The organism is Paenibacillus mesotrionivorans, assembly GCF_046098205.1.
Lineage (GTDB): Bacteria > Bacillota > Bacilli > Paenibacillales > NBRC-103111 > Paenibacillus_AR > Paenibacillus_AR mesotrionivorans.
In genome coordinates this window covers 47,955-68,936 of record NZ_JBJURJ010000014.1, presented here as the reverse complement: position 1 = coordinate 68,936, position 20,982 = coordinate 47,955, and the positions used below count along the sequence as shown (strand labels likewise).

16 protein-coding genes are annotated in these 20,982 nt (G+C 56.5%); 9 read left to right on the top strand and 7 right to left on the bottom strand.

Annotation, left to right across the window (positions count from 1 at the left end):
* Window positions 1-53 precede the first annotated feature (53 nt).
* From argF to argH, 3 genes are all read left to right on the top strand, one after another.
* Window positions 54-1,013 (top strand): ornithine carbamoyltransferase, encoded by a 960-nt coding sequence (gene argF / locus ACI1P1_RS20345; RefSeq protein ID WP_416218280.1) that lies wholly within the window; start codon window positions 54-56, stop codon window positions 1,011-1,013.
* A gap of 121 nt (window positions 1,014-1,134) precedes the next feature.
* A complete protein-coding gene (locus ACI1P1_RS20340) occupies window positions 1,135-2,367 on the top strand; it encodes an argininosuccinate synthase (RefSeq protein ID WP_416218279.1) in 1,233 nt (410 codons plus the stop codon).
* Between the two features lie 135 nt (window positions 2,368-2,502).
* On the top strand, window positions 2,503-3,918 hold the full coding sequence (gene argH, locus ACI1P1_RS20335) for an argininosuccinate lyase (protein WP_416218278.1): 1,416 nt from the start codon (window positions 2,503-2,505) through the stop codon (window positions 3,916-3,918).
* A gap of 70 nt (window positions 3,919-3,988) precedes the next feature.
* Here the strand turns inward: argH and ACI1P1_RS20330 are convergent, their stop codons facing one another.
* From ACI1P1_RS20330 to ACI1P1_RS20320, 3 genes are all read right to left on the bottom strand, one after another.
* Window positions 3,989-4,870, bottom strand: a complete 882-nt coding sequence (locus tag ACI1P1_RS20330) for a DUF4097 family beta strand repeat-containing protein (protein WP_416218277.1) — start codon at window positions 4,868-4,870, stop codon at window positions 3,989-3,991.
* 1 nt (window position 4,871) lies between these two features.
* Window positions 4,872-5,414, bottom strand: a complete 543-nt coding sequence (locus ACI1P1_RS20325) for an HAAS signaling domain-containing protein (protein ID WP_416218276.1) — start codon at window positions 5,412-5,414, stop codon at window positions 4,872-4,874.
* Between the two features lie 230 nt (window positions 5,415-5,644).
* Window positions 5,645-7,108 carry a VanW family protein gene (locus tag ACI1P1_RS20320; RefSeq protein WP_416218275.1) on the bottom strand — a complete coding sequence of 488 codons (1,464 nt, stop codon included), beginning with the start codon at window positions 7,106-7,108 and terminating at the stop codon, window positions 5,645-5,647.
* Between the two features lie 330 nt (window positions 7,109-7,438).
* Between ACI1P1_RS20320 and ftsE the strand changes: the two genes are divergently transcribed.
* The 5 genes from ftsE to ACI1P1_RS20295 all read left to right on the top strand — a co-directional run bounded on the left by ftsE (window position 7,439) and on the right by ACI1P1_RS20295 (window position 13,393).
* The gene (ftsE, locus tag ACI1P1_RS20315) at window positions 7,439-8,125 is read left to right on the top strand and encodes a cell division ATP-binding protein FtsE (RefSeq protein WP_416218274.1); all 687 of its coding nucleotides are present in this window, start codon (window positions 7,439-7,441) and stop codon (window positions 8,123-8,125) included.
* Complete coding sequence (gene ftsX, locus ACI1P1_RS20310; protein ID WP_416218273.1) at window positions 8,115-9,032, top strand: permease-like cell division protein FtsX; 918 nt, start codon at window positions 8,115-8,117, stop codon at window positions 9,030-9,032. Before ftsE ends, ftsX begins: the two co-directional genes overlap by 11 nt.
* A 29-nt stretch (window positions 9,033-9,061) precedes the next feature.
* On the top strand, window positions 9,062-10,282 hold the full coding sequence (locus tag ACI1P1_RS20305) for a murein hydrolase activator EnvC family protein (RefSeq protein ID WP_416218272.1): 1,221 nt from the start codon (window positions 9,062-9,064) through the stop codon (window positions 10,280-10,282).
* Between the two features lie 173 nt (window positions 10,283-10,455).
* Window positions 10,456-11,904, top strand: a complete 1,449-nt coding sequence (locus ACI1P1_RS20300; RefSeq protein WP_416218271.1) for a S41 family peptidase — start codon at window positions 10,456-10,458, stop codon at window positions 11,902-11,904.
* Window positions 11,905-12,097: 193 nt separating this feature from the next.
* Window positions 12,098-13,393 carry a PDZ domain-containing protein gene (locus tag ACI1P1_RS20295; RefSeq protein WP_416218270.1) on the top strand — a complete coding sequence of 432 codons (1,296 nt, stop codon included), beginning with the start codon at window positions 12,098-12,100 and terminating at the stop codon, window positions 13,391-13,393.
* A 676-nt stretch (window positions 13,394-14,069) separates the two neighbouring features.
* On the opposite strand, the gene ACI1P1_RS20290 is transcribed toward ACI1P1_RS20295, so the two are convergent.
* The 4 genes from ACI1P1_RS20290 to ACI1P1_RS20275 all read right to left on the bottom strand — a co-directional run bounded on the left by ACI1P1_RS20290 (window position 14,070) and on the right by ACI1P1_RS20275 (window position 18,720).
* Window positions 14,070-16,052: a beta-galactosidase trimerization domain-containing protein gene (locus ACI1P1_RS20290; protein ID WP_416218269.1), complete on the bottom strand. Its 1,983-nt coding sequence runs from the start codon at window positions 16,050-16,052 to the stop codon at window positions 14,070-14,072.
* A gap of 2 nt (window positions 16,053-16,054) precedes the next feature.
* Entirely contained in the window at window positions 16,055-16,996 is a 942-nt protein-coding gene (locus tag ACI1P1_RS20285) for a GDSL-type esterase/lipase family protein (protein WP_416218268.1), read from the bottom strand.
* A gap of 169 nt (window positions 16,997-17,165) precedes the next feature.
* Window positions 17,166-17,939: a flagellar motor protein MotB gene (locus ACI1P1_RS20280; RefSeq protein ID WP_416218267.1), complete on the bottom strand. Its 774-nt coding sequence runs from the start codon at window positions 17,937-17,939 to the stop codon at window positions 17,166-17,168.
* Entirely contained in the window at window positions 17,923-18,720 is a 798-nt protein-coding gene (locus ACI1P1_RS20275; protein ID WP_416218266.1) for a flagellar motor protein, read from the bottom strand. The genes ACI1P1_RS20280 and ACI1P1_RS20275 overlap by 17 nt, the downstream gene beginning before the upstream one ends.
* A gap of 243 nt (window positions 18,721-18,963) precedes the next feature.
* Between ACI1P1_RS20275 and uvrB the strand changes: the two genes are divergently transcribed.
* Complete coding sequence (gene uvrB, locus ACI1P1_RS20270; protein ID WP_416218265.1) at window positions 18,964-20,961, top strand: excinuclease ABC subunit UvrB; 1,998 nt, start codon at window positions 18,964-18,966, stop codon at window positions 20,959-20,961.
* Window positions 20,962-20,982: the final 21 nt, after the last annotated feature.

Sequence of the window (20,982 nt, the reverse complement as noted above, 5' to 3'; positions counted from 1 at the left end):
TAAAGCGGTGCGTGTACCCTTTATTTTAAGCGGGAGAGGGGCTCAATCCATTCATGGCGCAGTTTGTGGAGCAAAATGACCAGTTACAGCTCAGGGGCAGGGATTTCCTGGACCTGGAGGACTTTACCACCGAGGAATTGCAGTATCTGTTGGATTACGCCATCGAGCTGAAGCGCAAGCAGAAGGCAGGCGAGGTTTACCAGCCCTTGAAGGGCAAAACACTGGGGATGATCTTCGAAAAATCCTCCACCCGGACACGGGTATCCTTCGAGGTCGGCATGTACCAGCTGGGCGGGCATCCGCTGTTCTTAAGCCGCAATGATCTGCAGATCGGCCGGGGCGAGCCCATTGCCGATACGGCACAGGTGCTGTCCCGTTATGTGGACGGCATTATGATCCGGACCTTCGCCCACACCACCCTGACGGACCTGGCCAAGTATGCCTCCGTTCCCGTCATCAACGCTCTTACCGACTGGTCCCATCCCTGCCAGGCTATGGCGGATTACCAAACGGTGCTGGAGCAAAAGGGCAAGCTGGCCGGCCTCAAGGTCGCTTTTATCGGCGATGGCAACAATATGGCCCACTCCCTGATGATGGGTGCAGCCAAGTTCGGTATGCACTTTGCCATTGCCGCGCCGGAAGGGTATCTGCCGGATGCGGAAATGACCGCACGCTCCATGACCGTAGCGGCTTCCACCGGCGGCAGCGTGCTGGTGACCGGGGATACCCGTGAGGCAATTGCCGATGCGGATATTGTCTACACCGATGTGTGGGCCAGCATGGGCTTTGAGGAAGAGCAGAAGATCCGGGAGAAGGCCTTCGCCGAGTATCAGGTGAACGAAGAGCTGGTGCAACATGCCAAGCCGGATTATATGTTCCTTCACTGTCTGCCCGCCCACCGGGGCGAAGAGGTCAGTGCCGGAGTCATCGATGGCCCTAACTCCCAGATTTTCGACGAGGCGGAAAACCGGCTTCACGCTCAAAAAGCAATTATGGCAGCGATTATGTCATAACCTTGGTCCAAGCTACTAGCCGGATAAGGTTATGACCGCCTCGAAATTGGCACAGCCAATTTGAGGGTATAATCGTGTACAATAGAGGGTAAACGTGAATTGAGAGGAGCATCAACTTAACATGGCAAAGCAAAAAATTGTTCTCGCGTATTCCGGCGGTCTGGATACCTCGGTGATCCTGGCTTGGCTGAAGCACACCTATGATGCGGAGATCATTACCTTTACCGCCGATATCGGTCAAAAGGATGAGCTGGACGGCCTGGAGGCCAAGGCTCTGGCTACAGGCGCCTCCAAGGTGTACATCGACGATCTGCGTGATGAGTTCGCCAAGGACTTCATCTACCCCATGTTCCAGGCAGGCGCCCTGTATGAGGGCCAATACCTGCTGGGCACCAGCATCGCCCGTCCGCTGATCGCCAAGCGCATGGTCGAAATCGCCCGTGCCGAAGGCGCCACCGCCATCGCCCACGGCGCAACCGGCAAGGGCAATGATCAAGTCCGCTTTGAGCTGACTGCGGCAGCCCTGGCTCCGGAGCTGGAGGTCATCGCTCCTTGGCGTTCCGAGCAGTTCCGCGAAGAGTTCCCGGGCCGCGCCGAAATGATTGCGTATGCCGAAGCCCACGGCATTCCCGTACAGGCTTCCGCAGCCAAACCCTATTCCACGGACCGCAACCTGCTGCATATCAGCTTCGAAAGCGGCATTCTGGAGGACCCCTGGTTTGATCCTAGCGCCGAGTCCAACAAGGGGATGTTCGTGCTGAGCGTAGCTCCCGAGGATGCGCCGGACCAGCCCGAATATGTGGAGCTGGAATTCGCCCAAGGCGACTGCACCGCCATTAATGGCGTGCCGGTAACCCCGCTCGAAGCTATGGAGAAGCTCAACGAGCTGGGCGGCAAACACGGCATCGGCCGTGTGGACATGGTGGAGAACCGCTTCGTGGGTATGAAGAGCCGCGGCGTGTATGAAACCCCTGGCGGCACGATCCTCTTCACTGCCCACAGGAAGATGGAATCCATCACCATGGACCGCGATGTCATGCATTTGCGGGATTCCCTGATTTCCAAATACGCCTCCCTGGTGTACAACGGCTTCTGGTTTGCGCCGGAGCGTCTGGCGCTGCAGGCCCTGGTGAGCGAAAGCCAGAAGAACGTCACCGGAACCGTACGCCTGAAGCTGTACAAGGGCAATGTGATCGGCGCCGGCGTGAAGAGCCCGGTGAGTCTGTACAACCCGAACATCGCCACCATGGAAGCCGACCCGACCCAAGCCTACAACCAAAACGACGCTACCGGCTTTATCCGCCTGAACGCGCTGCGGTTGAAGGTATCCTCCGGCGTGGATCAAACCAAATAAATCAATTGTATGCAGGTAAAGGGACGGGCTGCCGGAGGGTTCGGCAGTCCGTTTCTTGCAAAGAAAAATGGCTGCATATTGTGTATAATAGAACGAAGATTGTAAGTGCGAGAGCAGACAGAGGAGGGCAAGCGCGTGTCAAAATTGTGGGGCGGACGCTTTACCAAACAAACGGATCAACTGGTGGAGGAATATACAGCTTCCATTACCTTCGACAAGGAGCTGGCGGAGGAGGATATTCAAGGCAGCCTGGCCCATGTGGCCATGCTGGGCAAATGCGGGATTTTGCCTCTGGCGGATGTGGAGAAAATTACGGACGGCCTTCATCTGGTCTCCAATCGGATTAAACGCGGAGAGCAGGAATTCTCCATCGGTGACGAAGACATCCACATGAATATCGAAAAGGCGCTGATCGACGAAATCGGACCGGTAGGCGGCAAGCTTCATACGGGCCGCAGCCGCAATGACCAGGTGGCCACGGACATGCATTTGTACCTGCGCAAGCGGGTGGTCCATTTCGTCGGACTCCTGGCGAAGCTGCAGGAGGCCTTGATCGGACAGGCTAAGGCCAATCTGGATACCATTGTCCCCGGGTATACCCATCTGCAGAGGGCTCAGCCGATTCTATTCGCCCATCATCTGATGGCGTATGTCTCCATGTTCCAGCGGGATGCGGAGCGTCTCACCGACAGCTACAAGCGGGTCAACACCCTGCCCCTTGGCGCAGGTGCCCTGGCGGGCACCACCTTCCCTATCGACCGGCATTTTGTGGCCGGACGGTTGGGTTTTGAACGGGTTTACGAAAACAGTCTGGATGCCGTAAGCGACCGGGACTTCATTCTGGAGTTCCTGAGCAACGCTTCCCTGATTATGATGCATCTTTCCCGGCTCAGCGAGGAGCTGATTCTCTGGTCCAGCAATGAGTTTGCCTTTGTGGAGCTGGATGACGCCTTCTGCACCGGCTCAAGCATCATGCCGCAGAAGAAGAATCCCGACGTGCCGGAGCTGGTCCGGGGCAAAACAGGCCGGGTCTACGGCAACCTGATGGGTCTCCTGACCGTCCTGAAGTCCCTGCCGCTGGCATACAACAAGGACATGCAGGAGGACAAGGAAGGCATGCTGGATACCGTCAAAACTCTGGATGGTGCCCTCCAGCTATTCGCTCCCATGATCTCCACCATGAAGGTGAACAAGGAGCGGATGCGCCAGGCCGTCAACCAGGACTTCTCCAATGCCACCGATATTGCCGACTATCTGGTGAACAAGGGTATGCCCTTCCGTCAAGCCCATGAAGTCATCGGCAAGCTGGTGCTGTACAGCATCGAGCACAAGAAATATCTGCTGGATCTGGAGCTGTCCGAATACCACAGCTTCTCCAAACTCTTCGGTGACGACATCTACAACGTGCTTCAGCCGGAGCATGTGGTCAACGCTCGTAATGTCTACGGCGGCACAGCCTCCGTACAGGTGGCGGCAGCGGTGGAGCGTGCGGAAGCGGCGCTGCAGCAGCTTCAGGATTGGCACAAGGAATATGCCGAAAAGAGCAAATAATACAAAATCCCCGGGCTCCCTAAAAGGAGTGCCGGGGATTTTTTTGTATCTGATAAAAAGACATGGATGACTATTCCACAACAAGCTCAATATCTCCAGTATCCGCACGGGCCTGCAGCAGAGGACCTCCGCCGGACAGCTGGCCCTCCAGCCGGCGTTTCTCCATCCGTTTGGCGCTAAACTGATCCTGCGACGGAATCTGCAGGGTGGTCCGGCCGGTATCTGTGGCGAATTTTAATTCCGCCGGGATAACCTTGGCCAGGTTCAAGCGGATATCCCCCGTATCGGTCTGCAGATCAGCAGCAGCCGGAAGGGCATCCAGTCCAGCAATAATATGTCCGGTATCCGTGCGAAGCGCCAGCTTGGCGGACAAGTGGTCCAGCCTCATCGTGCCGGTGTCGCTCCGGGCTGTAAGGCTTTTGCCGGTAAACCCGTCCAGACGAATCTCGCCGGTGTCAGTCTTTATCTCCAGTGTATCCGCTTGAAGCGCCGGCAGGGTAATCCTCCCTGTATCGGCACTAAAGGAAAGGCTGCGGTATACCTTCTCGGGCAGCTCCACAGTTACCTCCAGGTTGTTAGAGAACAGCTGGAACAACTGGGTTACGTCAATCCCGATGGAAAACTTCTTGGTGGTGCGGGCTACCGCTTTTACTTCACCGCTCCGGTTATCCAGCTCAATGGCGGCATACTCCGCATCGGCTTCACGGACCCGTCCGCTTAGCTTGATCCGCAATTGATCGCCGGTGGTGGAAACCACGGTAATGGGAGTCGTATCCGTCGTCAGCGAGAAGGCTTGGACGGTTGACACATCCAGCTCCTTTTGAACATCCAGGTCTATAGTGGCATTGTCGATGACTCCAACCCGGTACAGAAGCATCAGCCCGCCGATCCCAATCAGGGTACAGGCCAGCGCCGTCATTACAATTTGCTTCAAACTCCATCTCAAGTTCAACCTAATCCCCCCTGACCAGTCTGAGGTTCAAGGCCACATAGCGTTTGACCACAGACCAGAAGGCAATATTTAATTTCCACATTGCAGCCCCCAGCAGAATTCCCAGCCCGCTTAATGTCATGGTGGTGAAAATCTCCAGAAGCAGCACATCCACAGTTGCGGGAATTCCCGTTCCGATAATAACCCAGACCACACTGAAGGAAAACAATACGGCCACCAGGGATAAAGAAAACAACAGCAAGGCTATGGTCAAAAAAGGCGCCACTGCGAAAACCAGATTGAACAGCAGCAGCGAGACGGCTGCTGCGTAAGGCCGCAAGCCCCCCTTGCGGGCTGCATTTAACTGGTGGTTCTGCATGTGGGGCGGCTGCTCCACAGGAACGGGTATAAAGCCCAGAGATCGGATAATGTCCTCTTCACTTTTGCCGCCGGCTTCGGCCTGGCGGAACAAATCCTCATACACGCCGAGAATGTTTTCTTGCTCTTCCGGAGGCAAGCCGCGGAGACGGGCCCGGAGCTGCTGGAAAAAATCGGCCTTTGACATGTGCATCCCCTGCTTCTTTTCTTGATGAAGAACTTGATTCTTAGTATAGCAGGCAATATGTGGAGGACGAAGTAACCGCAGTCATGTGACCTGTCACATTCTCGCCAAGGCTCCCGCAGAGTAATATGACGGAAGTGAAGAGGGGGATCGGACCTCAGACCGGGAGCCGGACTATCCCGAAGACCAGCATAGACGCGGGCTGCCGGACAGCCGGGGGCCCAAAATAAGGCTTACCGGAAGCGGGGGCCCTCCACTCCGTCCTCCAGCACACCCTCCTTACCTTCGCCGCCGGAACCTGTACCTTCACCGGCTTTGCCCCCTACGGCCACCAGGGCTGGCTGGGGTTGATAACGGTCCCGTGAAATCAGCTCCCGGGAGAGGATGGTGCCGTTCTCCCGTTTGGTGCGGTAGGTTTCCACCACATAACCCGGTTTGCCTTTCTGCAGCACCTCACGCTGGCCGATGCGGAGCGTGGGGTTGATGACGGTTTTGACCGGGGCCTCCAACTCCTCCACGGTGACGGACTCAATGTCGAAGGACTGGCTCTGGGGCAGTGTGCCGAACAGCTTCACTGTCAGCTTCTTGGATTCGGTCACGGTGCGGATCAGCAGATACGCGCCGGTGTTATTGCGAAACCTGAAATTAATATACCCCTCCGAGAAGGTGGCATCCTGTCCCAGCGGAACATAGCTTACCGGCAGGGTATGATTCCGCCGCTCCACAATCTCCAGCCCGGCCCGCAGCACCGCATTGTACAAGGTGGAGGAGACTTGGCAGATTCCGCCGCCCACGCCGGGCACCAGCTTGCCGTTATAGATGACCGGAGCCTCCCGGAAGCCGAAGCGGTTTTTGGTTTCTTCAATAACTGGGGCGTAATCGAATATATCACCCGGCGCAAGAACCCGGTCTTGAATGGTTTTGGCCGCGGAGACAATATTGTGCAGGCGCCCTTCGCCGCCGGGAAGAATGGTGGTGGCGAATTCGCTTATTTTGCGTTCAATGCCTTGACCAGTCAGGGAATCATAGGTGACCTGGGCGTGGATTTCCGCAAGGGGCACCGGAATCACGACGGGATCCGCTTTGGCCGCCTCCTGCTCCGGAGCCAGTCCGCGCCACATGGAGAGCCAGTCCGTAGCCAGCAGGCTGTCCAGCAATTTTTTCTCGTCCACCCGGTACACCGGGATGTCGGGAATAATCTCCACCCGATCCTGTCCGGTAATCAGCCGTTTAGCCGGTGTGGGTTGTTTGGCATGTAGCTCCGCCCAGGTTTGTTTGACGAATCCGGCATAAGCCCCTTCATCGTATAGAATCCCCACGGGCAGATCCCGGTTGCGGAGCTGCCATTTAGCCCAGGCGCGACGGAAGGGGCTGCCGCCTTTAAGCTCTGCCAGTGCCTGCCGGGGAGCGGAGGCATCCCAGCGCAGCCCCGTGCTGCCGAAGGCAGACGCTTGCTCGGCGCCGGGTACCTCCGAGGCAAAGCGGAGGCGCCAGCCCGCTGTTTGCGCCAGATGGGCCTCCAGCAGCTGCTCCGCCCGGGTAAGCGGCAGTTTGCCTACGGGAATACCGCCGAAGGCCAAGCCATGTGGCATTTGATCATCCAGGCCGTATGCTCTGATTCCCCATAAGCCCCCGGCTGCCAGAAGTACCAGCACACCGGCCGCCGCGGCTGCACGCTTGTGTTTGTCCGCTAACATGGGGACACCCCCCTAAAAGTTTGTGTGAGAGAGGTTTGGTCCGCAGGCAACAGCAACAGCCCGAAGTCCAAGCCTTCTCCTACCACTATATGAGCGTGTCCGCCGAAATAGTTCACTCTGTCCCGGAGGCGTCTAATGGCGCATTCGGCCCGTAGACAATTCCCGGATTTTCACAGAAAAGTGTACATTTCATGGAATCTTACGGAAAATCGCTTCTGCGATAAAGGAATAACAGTTTTTCTGTCGAAGTTTAATAAGCTGACTGTGTTTTCAGGCTATTTGTTTTACCTGCGCGCTGTCCGATCATTATGAAAGAGTGGATGTGATACTGTGATCGAAATGCAAGACGTCTGGAAAACATATCCGGACGGAACACACGCCATACGGGGCATCAACCTCAAGGTAGACCGCAATGAATTCGTATACGTGGTAGGGCCTTCCGGCGCAGGCAAATCGACCTTCATGAAGATGATTTACCGCGAGGAAAAGCCCACCAAGGGGCATATTTTTGTTAACGGCTTTAATCTCGCCAAGCTGAAACCGCGGAAAATCCCTTTTTTGCGGCGGAATATCGGAGTCATCTTCCAGGACTTCCGGCTCCTGCCCAAGATGACCGTGTCGGAAAATATCGCGTTTGCCATGGAAGTCATCGAAACCCCCAAGAAGCTGATTAGGAAGCGCACCCTGGAGGTGCTGGAGCTGGTCAAGCTGCGGGACAAGGCAGATTCGCTGCCGACCCAGCTGTCGGGAGGAGAGCAGCAGCGGGTAGCTATTGCCAGAGCCATTGTCAACAGCCCATCGGTTATCATCGCCGACGAGCCTACGGGCAATCTGGACCCGGATACCTCCTGGGATATCATGAAGCTGATGGAAGAGATCAACTACCGGGGCACCACCATCATTATGGCGACCCACAACAAAGAGATCGTGAACTCCATGCGCAAGCGGGTCATCGCTGTGGAGAAGGGCCTCATCGCCCGCGACCAGGCGAGAGGGGATTACGGTTATGAAGATTAGTACCCTGGGCAGGCACTTCCGGGAAGGGGGCAAAAGCCTTATCCGCAACGGCTGGATGACCTTCGCCTCAGTCAGCTCCATCGCCATTTCCCTGTTTATCCTGGGCATCTTCCTGCTGTTGGCGGTTAATGTCAACCACATGTCCGCGCAAATCGAATCCAAGGTTGAAATCAAGGTGTTTCTTGATGTGAATATTGCCCAGGAAAGTGTCGCCAAGCTGCGTTCCGAGCTGGAGGCGCTGGAGGGGGTTGCCAAGGTGGATTATATCTCCAAGGATGAGGGGCTCGCTCTGATGCGCGAGCGCATGGGCGAAACCGGCAAGCAGTACCTGGAGGGGATGGACGGGGAGAACAATCCCTTGAATGACGCTTTTACGGTGACGGTCAAGGAACCGCGGGAGGTTGGGGATGTGACCGCCCGGATCGTAAGCCTGAACGAATCTAAGAACCCGAAACCGATGGTCAAGGTGGACTACGGCAAATCCACAGTAGACACCCTGTTCAGAATTACCGGCATCGTGCGCAATATCGGCCTGATTCTGGTAGCCTGCCTGGCTTTAACGGCGATGTTCCTTATTTCCAATACCATTAAGCTGACCATTATGGCCCGCGACAGGGAAATCAAGATTATGAAGCTGGTTGGCGCCACCAACGGCTTTATCCGCTGGCCTTTCTTTATAGAAGGAGCGCTTCTGGGTGTGATCGGCTCGGTCATTCCCGCAGGTGTACTCCTGTACGGCTACTACCGGCTGGTGGATTCCAGCAGGTCGGGTCTCGAAACCATGATGATGGAATTAAAGCCTTTTGATGATGTGCATCTGCAATTGTCGGCGATCCTCCTGGCCATCGGCATCGGGATTGGAATCTGGGGAAGTCTTTTGTCTGTCCGCAAATATTTGAAGGCCTAAATATATTAGTTTCAGGAGGAAAACGGTCGGTGAAAAAACGCGTACTTGTCCCTTTTATAGCCTTTGTAGCGGCCGCCAGTCTTGTATTTGTGCCTGTGAGCGGGCATGCCGGAGTGCTGGATATTCAGAAGCAGATTGATCAGATTGCACAGCAGGAGAAGGCCCGGCAGAAGGAAAAAGAGGACGCCGAGAAGAAGCAAAGCGTCATCAGCGGGCAGATCAAGCAGGAGCAAAAAGGCATGGACCAGCTCCAGAAGGAAATTGAGGAGCAGAGCAATCAGGTCATGGCATTGGAGCAGCAGATAGCCCAAACCAATCTCAATCTCGCGGACACCGGCAAGCAGAAAGCGGAGGCAGAGGAGCGTGTGGCTTCCCGCAAAAGTCTGCTGGAATCCAGAGTCCGTCTGATGTATATGAACGGCTCTGTCTCTTATCTGGATGTCCTCTTGAGCTCGACCAGCTTCAGCGACTTCATCGACCGGTTCCAAAACCTCAGAACCATTGTAGGCAAGGACACGGAAATCCTCCATGCCAATGAATTGGACAAGGAGGCCATTACCCAGAAGGAAGCCGAAATCAAAACGCAGCTGGCCCAGGTGACTGATATGCACAGCCAGAAGTCAGCGATTTATGCCACACTGCAAAAGAACCTGAAGCAAAAAGAAGTAACCATCGCCAGTCTGACCAAAGAGGAGCAAAAGCAGGAGCATATCAGCGAGGAGGCGGAAGCAGCCGCCGAGAAGCTGGTCAAGGACAAGCAGGCCCTGTATGCCAAGCTGGCGGAGGAGAAACGCAAGGAAGAAGCGAAGAAAAAGGGAACGGCAGCCGCATCCAAACCGGTGTATGCCGGAGGTAAGCTGCAATGGCCCTTAACCATAAACGGCACTATCAGCTCGGAGTTCGGCTACCGGGTTGACCCCATCAAGAAGGTCAATAAGCTTCATAAAGGCATGGATATCGCAGCGCCCAAGGGCACTCCGGTGCTGTCGGCCGATGAGGGTACCGTTATCCTGGCCAGCTGGGTTAGCGGCTACGGCAATGCGGTAGTCGTGGACCATAACAATGGTCTGGTGACCTGGTACGGTCATATGTCGGCTATCAGCGTCAGCGAAGGCGATTCCGTGAAACGCGGCGGCAAGGTGGGGGAAGTGGGCTCCACCGGCGATTCCACCGGTAACCATCTGCACTTTGAGGTGCGGAAGGACAACGGGGATACCCCGACCAACCCGAGACCATATCTGGGCCTGTAGCCCCCTTACTTACATGGCAGTTCCCCAAAAGCCTGCATTCGATGCAGGCTTTTGCAGACTTTTTTTCCAAATGAAGGCGATACATTTCCGGGAGAGGCTTTATATTCCGGACGCGCTTGTCATATACTAAACCGTGTTATTTCAGGTTAGAGAGTAAAAGGTGGTGGTTTGGTTTGATGTTTCGCGGACGGGCAGTTCTTACCTTTGTGCTGCTAGGCATGTTTGCCAGCAGCATTCTTACCCTTACCATCGTCGGCTCCCCGGAGGCGGGAGTACAGGCGACTTCGGCTGCGGTGTCTTCAACCGCCCCCGGCAGCAGCTTGTCGAAGGACGATCTGAAGAAGTTATCCACCACATTCGAGCTGATCAGCTCCAAGTATCTCAGCCAGGTGGATCACGACAAGCTGATGAACGGGGCTATTCACGGCATGGTCAATGCCTTGGAGGACCCGTTCACCAGCTACATGGATGCGCAAGAGGCCAAGCAGTTTGACGACACCATCCATTCCTCCTTCCAGGGAATAGGAGCGGAGGTATCCCTGGAGAGCGGCAAGGTGACCATTGTGTCCCCCATTAAGGGCTCTCCTGCGGAGAAGGCCGGCTTGCGGGCCAATGATGTAATTCTGACCGTCAATGGTGAGCCGTTGGACGGACTCACCCTTACCCAGGCGGTAGTCAAAATCCGCGGCCCCAAGGGAACCCAGGCCAAGCTGGGTGTCGTGCGCACCGGGCTGACGGAAGCCATCGAGGTCATCGTGGTGCGGGATGACATTCCCGTCGAAACAGTCTACGGTGAGATGGTGAACGATACCGTCGGCAAAATCGAAATCCGGCAGTTTGCCACCAATACGGCTGTGCGCTTCAAGGAGGAGCTCACCCGTCTGGAAACCAAGGGCATGAAGTCCCTGATCATCGATGTGCGGAATAATCCGGGTGGCCTCCTGCCGGTAGTTGTGGATATCTCCGAGAACTTCGTGGCCAAGGGCAAACCGATTCTGCAGATCGAGGACCGGGACGGCAAACGTGCCCCCACCTTGTCCAACGGCACTACAGCGGGCAAGCAGCTTCCGGTGGCGGTGCTCATCAACAACGGCAGTGCCAGCGCTTCGGAAATATTGGCCGGCGTGTTCAAGGATACGGGACTGGGCAAGCTGGTGGGTGAAAAAACCTTCGGCAAGGGTACCGTCCAGATGACCTTCGAGAAGGAAATGGGCGACGGCAGCAATATCAAAATGACCACCTATAAGTGGCTGACGCCCAAAGGAACCTGGATTCACAAAACGGGGATTGAACCGGATGTGAAGGTGGATCAGCCTGCCTATTACCACGTGATGCCGTTCTCGAAGAAGAATGAGCTGACGGTGGATGCCAACAGCGATGAGGTGAAGTCGCTGCAGGTGATGCTGGAGGGGCTGGGCTTCAAGCCGGGCCGTACGGACGGGTATTTCAGCCAGCAAACGGCTGAGGTGCTGAAGCAGTATCAGAACAGCCGCAGTCTGCCTGCCACCGGAGTGGCCAACATTGCCACGATGGAGAGTTTGGAGAATGATATCATCACTCTCCTGAAGAGCCCGGCCAATGATGCGCAGCTGCAGGAGGCTATCCGGCTTTTGAACCCGTGATTCTTATGGCGTTCATGGAATAATTAGGGAAAATGATGGCTTTGGCAGGAAAAAGCGGCAGCCATGTAGAATGAAGAGAAGGTTAGGGCGTGTTTGCGAGCACGGCCCAGGGGGCTAGGTTCCCCGCCTTCTCTTTTTTTGCGTTGTTGCAAGTTCCATGAGGGGGATTGTGTAAAGGAGCTGATATGCGGTTATGGACCTGGCTTTGAATCTGTTGTCCGCTTGGGGAAGAGCGCTGCTGGGGCTCTTGGTGAATCCCTTCTATTACCTGGGGCTGGTGGTGATTCTGCTTCAATACAGACGGCAGATCCGGCTGGAGCGCAAGCTGTTCCATTCCCGCTTTCATTATATGGGCCGGGTTGTCTGGAGATTGGTGGTTTGGGGGCTGGCAGCCGGGCTGGGGGCATCCCTGGTGCTGGCAGCACTGGGCTCCGCCTTCACGCTGGAGGCTATGGTGCTGTTATGGGCGCTGTCGGCGGTTCTGATCCTGTTCCGGCTCCGGTTTTTGTGCCTGGCGTATGCCGCGGGCATCCTGGCCTTGGCCGATGCAGTGATGGGTTGGCTGCCCCAAGGGGCGGATACGGCAGCCCTGGGGTGGCTGTACCGGTGGATGGAGGGAGTGGAGACACCGGCGCTGCTGGCTTTGGCAGGGGTGCTCCATCTGGCGGAGGCGCTGCTTGTCCGCCATCAGGGAAGCCTGACCCGGACACCGTTGTTTTCGGAGAGCAAGCGTGGCCGCGTCATGGGCGGCTTTCAGTTATATGCTTTTTGGCCGGTGGCACTGTTCCTGCTGGTGCCGGCCCAGTCCGGCGGCTTCCAGCTGCCGTGGACACCGGTGTTCGGCTCCGGTCTGGCCTCTTCAGGCTGGACCATTCTGGCCTTGCCCGTAGCCATGGGCTTTATGGAGTCCACGTGGACCCAATTGCCGGAGGACAAAGCCCGGAGAACCTCGGGACGGCTCCTGATTTATGGTGTGGCCGTAACGGGGCTGGCTCTTCTGTCCCATTGGGTTGGGGCGTTCCTTCCGGTGGCTGCGGTGCTGACTATCGTTCTCCACGAAGGCATTCTGTGGTGGGGGCGCTGGGAGGAAACCAAGGAGACACTCCGGTTTGTCCATGACAGCCGCGGGCTGAAGATTCTCGCCGTGCTGCCGGACAGTCCGGCGGAGGCACTGGGTATCCGGACCGGAGAAATCCTCGCCAAGGTAAACGGACTACCAGTGCGCACCCGCGAAGGGCTCCATGCCGCCTTGCAGGAGAATCCGGCCTATTGCAAGCTGGAGATTCTCAACCTGCAGGGGGAGAGCCGCTTTGCGGGAAGAGCGATTTTTGCGGGGGAGCACCATCAGCTGGGTATTCTTCTCTGCCCGGACGAGGACACCCGTTATGTGGTGGAGGAGCGGCAGCAGCATGGGCTGGTATCGGTGCTGGCCCGCTCCTTGGGGGGCTTGTTCGATAAGCAGCAGAGGAGCAACGACAGGGCGATGTAAGAACGCACAAAGAAAAGGACGCAGCGGACTGAAATCCGGCGGCGTCCTTTTTCGGTTGTATGGAGTGTGGCTGCAGCAAGAACCGGTGTTACTTCGGGAGCGGAGGCCTCTTCTGCTATTGCCCGTTCACCTGACGGCAGTCTGGGCCCGCAGAGCTTATCGCGCGCACCTGGTCGGACAACCACTCCCCCATTTTACGCGGATAACGGAAGGGAACCTTCCGTTATTGCAGCGTCATACCGGAGAAATGGCCGGCTACATAGCCGATAGCGGAAATTCCTCTTCCGCTATCGGTCGCCATAAGGGCATTCCGGCTAAATAGCGGTAAGTCTCCTTCCGCTAACGGCCCCCAGCAGCGCGTTCCACCTTATTAGCGGAAGCAATCTTCCGCTATCAACTGCCAACGGGGCATTCCACCTTATTAGCAGAAGCAATCTTCCGCTATTGTCCATTTGCGCGGCGGTCAGCCCAGGCTGCGGTGCTCATAACGGAAAACTCCTTCCGCTAACCCCTTAGATGCCGTCTCCGCACCAAGCTTAGCGGAAATTCTCTTCCTCTAATTCAAATCTTGCGTAATCCTCCCGCAGCCTGCCGGGCCATCCTATCCAAGAAGCTTTTCCCGCCAAAAGTGTTGCCCCAAGTGCCCCAAGTGCCCCGAGTGGCCGTCCGGATCCCATCACACCTCCAGCACCACCATCTGGTGATTCTCCAGCAGCGGCAGCGTGAAGCTGACGGATTGGCCGCCCTCGTCGGCGGTGAAGGCCAGCTCCGTCCCCTGCGGGGCCAGATAGACCCGCTTCACCGGCTCAGGCAGCCGGAGAGTGACGGGGATATTGTACAGCGGTACAATATCCTCGATTACCTCTACCCGGCCTTTTTTCACCGGAGTGTTGTAGAGTAGATGCTGGACGTAACGGCGTTCCTTCACCTGATGCTGGAGGGTGACAATCCCTCTGGCCGGCAGACTGGTCTCCACTATGGGCTTGGGCAGCAGGCGCTGGAGCGCATAATGGGCCATTTCCTTCAGAATCAGATGCCCGTTATCGGCATAATCAGAGAACAGCTTCCAGGCGATATAGATGCCTGCATCACTTTCCACCATACCCGGACCTGCGTCCTCGCCGTTGGTGGGGGTATGCTGGTGGGAGCAGAAGGCGAAGACGTCCCGGTTAAAATAGGGGTTCTCCCTGCTGCCCAACTGCCGTCCTCCGGGAGCCAGCTCTACCTGCTCTCCCTCCGCATACATGACGAAGGCGGCGGGCTTCAGAGGCCCAGGCACAAAATCCGGCCGGAAATAACTCGGGCAATACGGGTTAGTGCCCATATGCGTTACCCCAAGCTCCAGGGCAAAGGCCGATTCTGTCTCATCCAGCCCGGACTGCCCCGTAGCCAACACCTTGCCGCCTCCGGCGATAAAGCTGCGGATCCGCTCCGCCAGCTCCGGCCAAAGCACCGCCTCATCCGGCAGCACCAGAACCTTGTACGCACCAAAATCTGCCTGCGTATCCACCACGTCAAACAGGTAGTGACATTCGGTCAAAATCCGCACCACACCCGGGTCAGCCAGCTTGTTGCGCTCCTGCTTCTTCAACGCCGGGGGAGCGGCCTCCTGCACTGCCTCCAGAGACAGCACCGCTACCTCCGCCACACCGGAAACGCCGGTGCACCAGGGCTCCTTGGCCTCCACCTCAGCGTAGGCCTCTCCAATCAGAGAATAAGTGGCCGGGTCCATCAGCCCCTTGGGATGGAGCTGATCGCCAATGGAGCAGCCTGCTCCGTGGGCCAGGCTCAGAGCCGTTTCGAACCGCAGGGCATTGGGATGTTTGTAACCCCCGAATTCTCCCCAGGCCTGATGGAATTTGCCGGTCATGCCCAGGAAATCCATTCCCAGAGTCTGCGCATAACGGGCGGACAAGGGGAAGTGGTCATAGCCCCAGCCTCCGGTGGGCAGAGACTCCAGCTCCAGGTGGGTGTTGGCGTGGGCCAGCTCCCGGCGGCCCCGGGTTTGGTGTCCGCTGTTGTGGAAGATCGGCAGGCCGGGTTTAATTGCATGCACCACCTCCCGCACACGCTCGGTGTAGCGGAGATAGGTTTTGCGTCCGAGGGCGATGACCGCATTCAGATCGCGGGGGTCCTGGCCGTTGCGCCGCAGCTCGGCGACGCAATATTGGCAGTAGCATCTGCGGCTGCCCACAATATCCAGGAAGATACCGTCCGCGTCATAGTTGCGGGTGACCTCTTCAATTTGAGCCAGCAGGATATCCAGATAAGGGGTGTTAAAGCAAAATTCGTGATACCCGGCCTCCATAAACCCCTTCACCCAGCGGGTTTGGTCCTGAATGTCGCGGATGAGCCAGTCGGGGTGGCGCCGGGCCAGCTTTTCGTCCAGTCCGGCGGACAGATACACGGGAGTCTTGACTCCGATGGCATGGGCGGCTTCAATCATTTCCCCCAGCAGGTCAAAGGACAGATTCGGGTGCATCTCGTTGGTTTCACTGGGGTGGTACGCCCAGCCGTGATGACACTTGGAGAATACGGTGATGGAATCAACATGACCCTCCCGCAGCATCGCCTGGAATTGAGTCTTGGAAAAATCCTTGGCAATATCGGGAATGGCTTCAGATGTATGAAAATCCAGATGGACCTGTCGCAACCGCATAATTATCTCTCCTCATTTTGTAGTGTGCCGATATGTGTAATCTCTTGCTCTAAGAGCCGTGCAGCCGCCAGAGCTTCCTCCAGAGGTAGGGCCTCCGTCGTTTTAACGGGATGTGTGTGGCCCACATGCTCCTTCCAAGCGTCCGCCAGAATCCGGTGCCGCCTAAGGACCAACGGAAACCCCATCCATTCCTCAAGTGACGCCGAAAGATCCTCTATATGGGCCATGTTCTCGCCAAAACACTCGGCCAGCAGGGTGCGCGCGATAACCCCGTGGCCATAAGCGTTGGGGTGGATCCCGTCGCCTGAAGAATAACCCGGCTGCCGATTCCGCTCTGAGGCGGTGGCTTGAAGCAGGGGAGTCCGGATGTCGATTACGGCGCCAGCTGCCTCCAGTGCCGGGTCAGTTAACAACCACTCCGCATAAGCACTCAACACATCGTCATAATCCCGGTACGGGGATAAATAGCTGTAATCCGGCTTGCCGCCCTCTCCGGTCCGCGGGGCAGGAAATGAGAAGGATGCGGCGTCAAAAGGCGGCGGGGTTAAAACCACCGCTTTGGCTCCCGCGGCTTTGATTTTTTCGAGAAGCAGGAGCATCCCCGCTCTGTAAGCCTGGAACCGTTCCTCCGACAAGGGATGGTAGATCCCGTCGTTCATCCCGTAGCAGCAGAACACCCAATCGGGCTCTGTTAGATCCAGTGCCCTCTGTACCCGGTCATGGACGCAGGGGCGGGGAAAGGGATGTTTGGCTTCGCTCAGGCCGGACGCGGTTTCGCTGCTCACTCCCAGGGGAATCAGGGACAGGTCCTTTCCGGGATGGTATCGGCGGAAATAAGCATCCAGGTAGGCGATATAAAGACCGTTGTCCGTGACGCTGTCCCCCAGAACCAGGATTTTCGCGCTAACCGGCAACCGGTTTTGCTTGTGCACCCATGCAGACATGTTGAGCCTCCTTTTAAGCAAATTCCATGATTGAACGCTCCAAGCATACCTCGTAAACAGCTCCATTGTTTACTGTACATAAGCAAGATTCCTGTATAGGCTCCTGTACATACTCCAATTAACTGCAAAACCCCTTGCGCGAGCCTCAGCCGCGAAGGGGTTTTATAGGTTAATTCAGCTTTTGCGGCTCCCGCAGGACGACAATTTCCACACGCCTGTTTTTCGCCCGATTTTCTTCTGTATCGTTGGGGGCGATGGGCATGGTATCTCCATAGGCAGTGGATACAAACATCCTGTCATTCATCCCCGGAGTACTGAGCAGATACCGGATTACCGAAACGGAACGGGCCTGGGACAGCCCCAGGTTGTCCTTGTACAAAGAACCGGTCTGCAGGGGTAGATTATCCGTGTGGCCTTCAATGCTGATCTTGGTATCCAGACTGCGGAACAGGGAGCCTAGCTTGTCCAGAATCGGCAGGGAGGCCGGCTTCAAATCAGCCTTGCCCAAATCGAACAGCACCATATCGTTCAGCTTGATAACCACGCCACGCTGGAGATCCCCGGTAGAGACCTGGGCCTGCAGATTGTTTTCTTCAATATACTGATTCACCTTGGAGAGCAGGTCCTGCAGCTCCCGTTCCCTTTCCGCCTGGGCGCTGGCGCTTGGGGAGGGGGTGGGAGTGTCTGTGGGTACGGGCGTGGCTTTATCCCCTTGCTTCAAATCGCCTGCAGGACCGTCATGCTTTTCGATAATGGTATCGCCTTTGGCGAACTGCAGATGCAGGGATTCGGAGAGCATCTCATATTTGGCCATATCCACCTTGCTCATGGAGTACATGACAATAAAAAAAATCAGGAGCAGTGTAATCAAGTCCGAGTAGGTGATCAGCCAGCGTTCATGATTCTCGGGGGCGTTCCGCTTTTTCCTATTGCTCCTTCTCAATGCCGGCACCTGCCTCCCTGATGCTGCCCCTGTTCTTCTTATGCTGGGTAAAGGAAAGCAGCTTCTTGCGAATCAATTGCGGATTCTCCCCGGCTTGGAGAGCCAGGATGCCCTCCAGCATCATTTCCCGCTCGGCAATCTGCTCTTCGCTTCTGACCTTGATTTTGGAGGCGATGGGCAGGTAAATCACGTTGGCGCTGAAGACACCGTACAAGGTGGCGGTAAACGCAATGGCGATAGCAGGAGCCAGGGATTCCGGGTTTTCCAGACTGCCCAGCACGTGGATCAGCCCCAGCACCGTACCGATAATCCCCATAGTCGGGGCAAAGCCGCCGGCGGCTTCAAAAATTTTGGCATGGCCTTCATGCCGGGATTCCAGGGAATCCATCTCCAGCTCCAGGATCTGCCGGGTCAGCTCCGGATCAGTGCCGTCCACCACCATCAGCAGCCCCTCGTGCAAAAACGGATGCGGGTTCTCCAGTGCCCGCTGCTCCAGGGCCAACACACCCTCCCGGCGGGCAATGGTGGCCATATCCACAATCTCATCAATTAATACGTCCGGATCGCTTTTGTTCTGGGTAAAAGCCATCTTGAGACCTTCGCCGGCTCCCTTCAGGCGGGATGCGGGAAAGCTGACCACCACCGCACCAAGGGTGCCTCCGAATACAATCAGCAAGGCGCTGGGAATAAATAGCGCACTCAGATGGCCTCCGTCCATTGCATATCCGCCGATCAGTCCGGCAAAGCCGATGATCAGGCCGATTAATGTTGTAATATCCACATCATGTTTCCCCTTTCAAGACTGGTATTAGATATGTATGTAAAACAATTACAGGTAAAGAAAAAATAAGTATGCTGTTCCCTTTGCAATCCACTGGGAAAGCGGGTATAATTGATAGGAACATGCATTCCCATTGTACAAAATTTGTAACTTTGTCAATTTTTTTATCGGGTTCTGTCACTGAAAAGTTTAGGGGCCTTACTATAATCAATCAAGCGGGTTCTCCGCTGTGAGGGTGATCGTATGAGTGAATCTGCATTAAGCCAGCGGAAATTTGAACTGGTGTCCGAGTTTTCGCCTCAGGGGGATCAGCCTGCCGCCATTGAGGAGCTGGTCAAGAGCATCGAGTCGGGACAGAAGTTCCAGACCCTCCTGGGTGCTACGGGAACAGGCAAAACCTTTACGGCAGCCCAGGTCATTGCCAGGCTCAACCGCCCGACACTGGTCATCGCCCATAACAAGACGCTGGCAGCCCAGCTGTGCAGCGAGTTCAAGGAGTTTTTTCCGAATAATGCAGTGGAGTATTTCGTCAGCTACTATGACTACTTCCAGCCGGAAGCCTATATTCCCTCATCGGATACCTATATAGAGAAGGATTCCAGCATCAACGACGAGATCGACAAGCTCCGCCACTCGGCCACCAGCTCACTGTTCGAGCGCCGGGACGTCATTATCGTGGCCAGTGTGTCCTGCATCTACGGCTTGGGTTCGCCGCAGGAATACAAGGACCTGCGCCTATCTTTGCGTGTTGGCATGGAGCGGCCGCGCAACGACATTCTCCATAAGCTGGTGGATATCCAGTACCAGCGCAATGACCTGAACTTTGTCCGGGGCACCTTCCGGGTGAGGGGCGATGTGGTGGAGATTTTCCCCGCCTCCCAAGGGGAGCATGCGGTGCGGGTGGAGATGTTCGGCGACGAGATCGAACGGATTACGGAGATCGACGTGCTCACCGGGGAAATTCTCGGTACGCGGGATCATGTGACGATTCCTCCGGCCTCCCACTTTGTTACCCAACAGTCCACGCTTCAGCGGGCGGTGGCCAACATTGAGGTAGAGCTAGAGGAACGCCTGGCGGAGTTGCGGGCGGACAACAAGCTGCTGGAGGCCCAGCGTCTGGAGCAGCGCACCCGGTACGATATCGAGATGATGATGGAGATGGGCTACTGCTCCGGCATCGAGAATTACTCCGGCCATCTGACCTTCCGCCAGCGGGGCGAAACCCCGTATACGCTGCTGGATTATTTCCCGGAGGATATGCTGTTTGTTATTGACGAATCTCACGTGACCCTGCCCCAGATCAGGGGGATGTACAACGGTGACCGGGCACGCAAAGAGATGCTGGTGGCCCATGGGTTTCGGCTGCCTTCTGCGCTGGACAACCGGCCGCTGCGCTTCGAGGAATTCGAGAGCAAGTTTACCCAAGGGGTCTTTGTATCGGCAACTCCCGGGCCCTTCGAGCTGGAGCACTGCCCCAAGATGGTGGAGCAGATTATCCGGCCTACCGGGCTCCTTGACCCCATTGTGGAGGTCCGTCCCACCAAGGGACAGATCGACGATATGATCGGGGAGATCCATGACCGGATTGCCAAGGACGAGCGGGTGCTGGTCACCACTCTGACCAAGAAAATGTCCGAGGATCTGACGGATTACCTCAAGGAACTGGGCATTAAGGTGCGCTATTTGCACTCCGATATCAAGACTATCGAGCGGATGCAGATTCTCCGGGAGCTCCGTCTTGGGGTGTTCCATGTGCTGGTAGGCATCAACCTGCTGCGGGAGGGCCTCGATCTTCCGGAGGTATCGCTGGTCACCATTCTCGATGCTGATAAGGAAGGTTTCCTTCGTGCGGAGCGCTCCTTGATCCAGACCATCGGGCGGGCGGCCCGGAATTCGGGCGGCAAGGTCATCATGTACGGGGACAAAATAACCGACTCCATGGAGAAGGCCATCAGCGAAACGAAGCGGCGGCGTGCCATCCAGGAGGAGCATAACCGCAAGAACGGCATTACACCCCAGACCATCCAGAAGCGGGTGCGTGATGTTATCGAGGCCACCAAAGCGGCCGAATCCAAGACCGAATATCTGGCGGAGGTCAAGGGTGCCAAGATGTCCAAGAAGGACCGGATGAGCCTCATCGAACGTCTGGAGAAGGAAATGAAGGATGCGGCCAAGAGCCTCCAGTTCGAGAAGGCGGCGCAGCTGCGTGACGCCATTATGGAGCTGAAGGTGCAGGATTAGAGAGGGGCTTACGGCTCCAAT

Coding starts and splice junctions, on each gene's coding strand:
- ACI1P1_RS20295 (WP_416218270.1), top strand. CDS start 12,098: ATGGACCTGGCTTTGAATCTGTTGTCCGCTTGGGGAAGAGCGCTGCTG.
- ACI1P1_RS20325 (WP_416218276.1), bottom strand. CDS start 5,414: ATGTCAAAGGCCGATTTTTTCCAGCAGCTCCGGGCCCGTCTCCGCGGC.
- ACI1P1_RS20285 (WP_416218268.1), bottom strand. CDS start 16,996: ATGTCTGCATGGGTGCACAAGCAAAACCGGTTGCCGGTTAGCGCGAAA.
- argF (WP_416218280.1), top strand. CDS start 54: ATGGCGCAGTTTGTGGAGCAAAATGACCAGTTACAGCTCAGGGGCAGG.
- ACI1P1_RS20320 (WP_416218275.1), bottom strand. CDS start 7,108: ATGTTAGCGGACAAACACAAGCGTGCAGCCGCGGCGGCCGGTGTGCTG.
- uvrB (WP_416218265.1), top strand. CDS start 18,964: ATGAGTGAATCTGCATTAAGCCAGCGGAAATTTGAACTGGTGTCCGAG.
- ACI1P1_RS20340 (WP_416218279.1), top strand. CDS start 1,135: ATGGCAAAGCAAAAAATTGTTCTCGCGTATTCCGGCGGTCTGGATACC.
- ACI1P1_RS20290 (WP_416218269.1), bottom strand. CDS start 16,052: ATGCGGTTGCGACAGGTCCATCTGGATTTTCATACATCTGAAGCCATT.
- ftsX (WP_416218273.1), top strand. CDS start 8,115: ATGAAGATTAGTACCCTGGGCAGGCACTTCCGGGAAGGGGGCAAAAGC.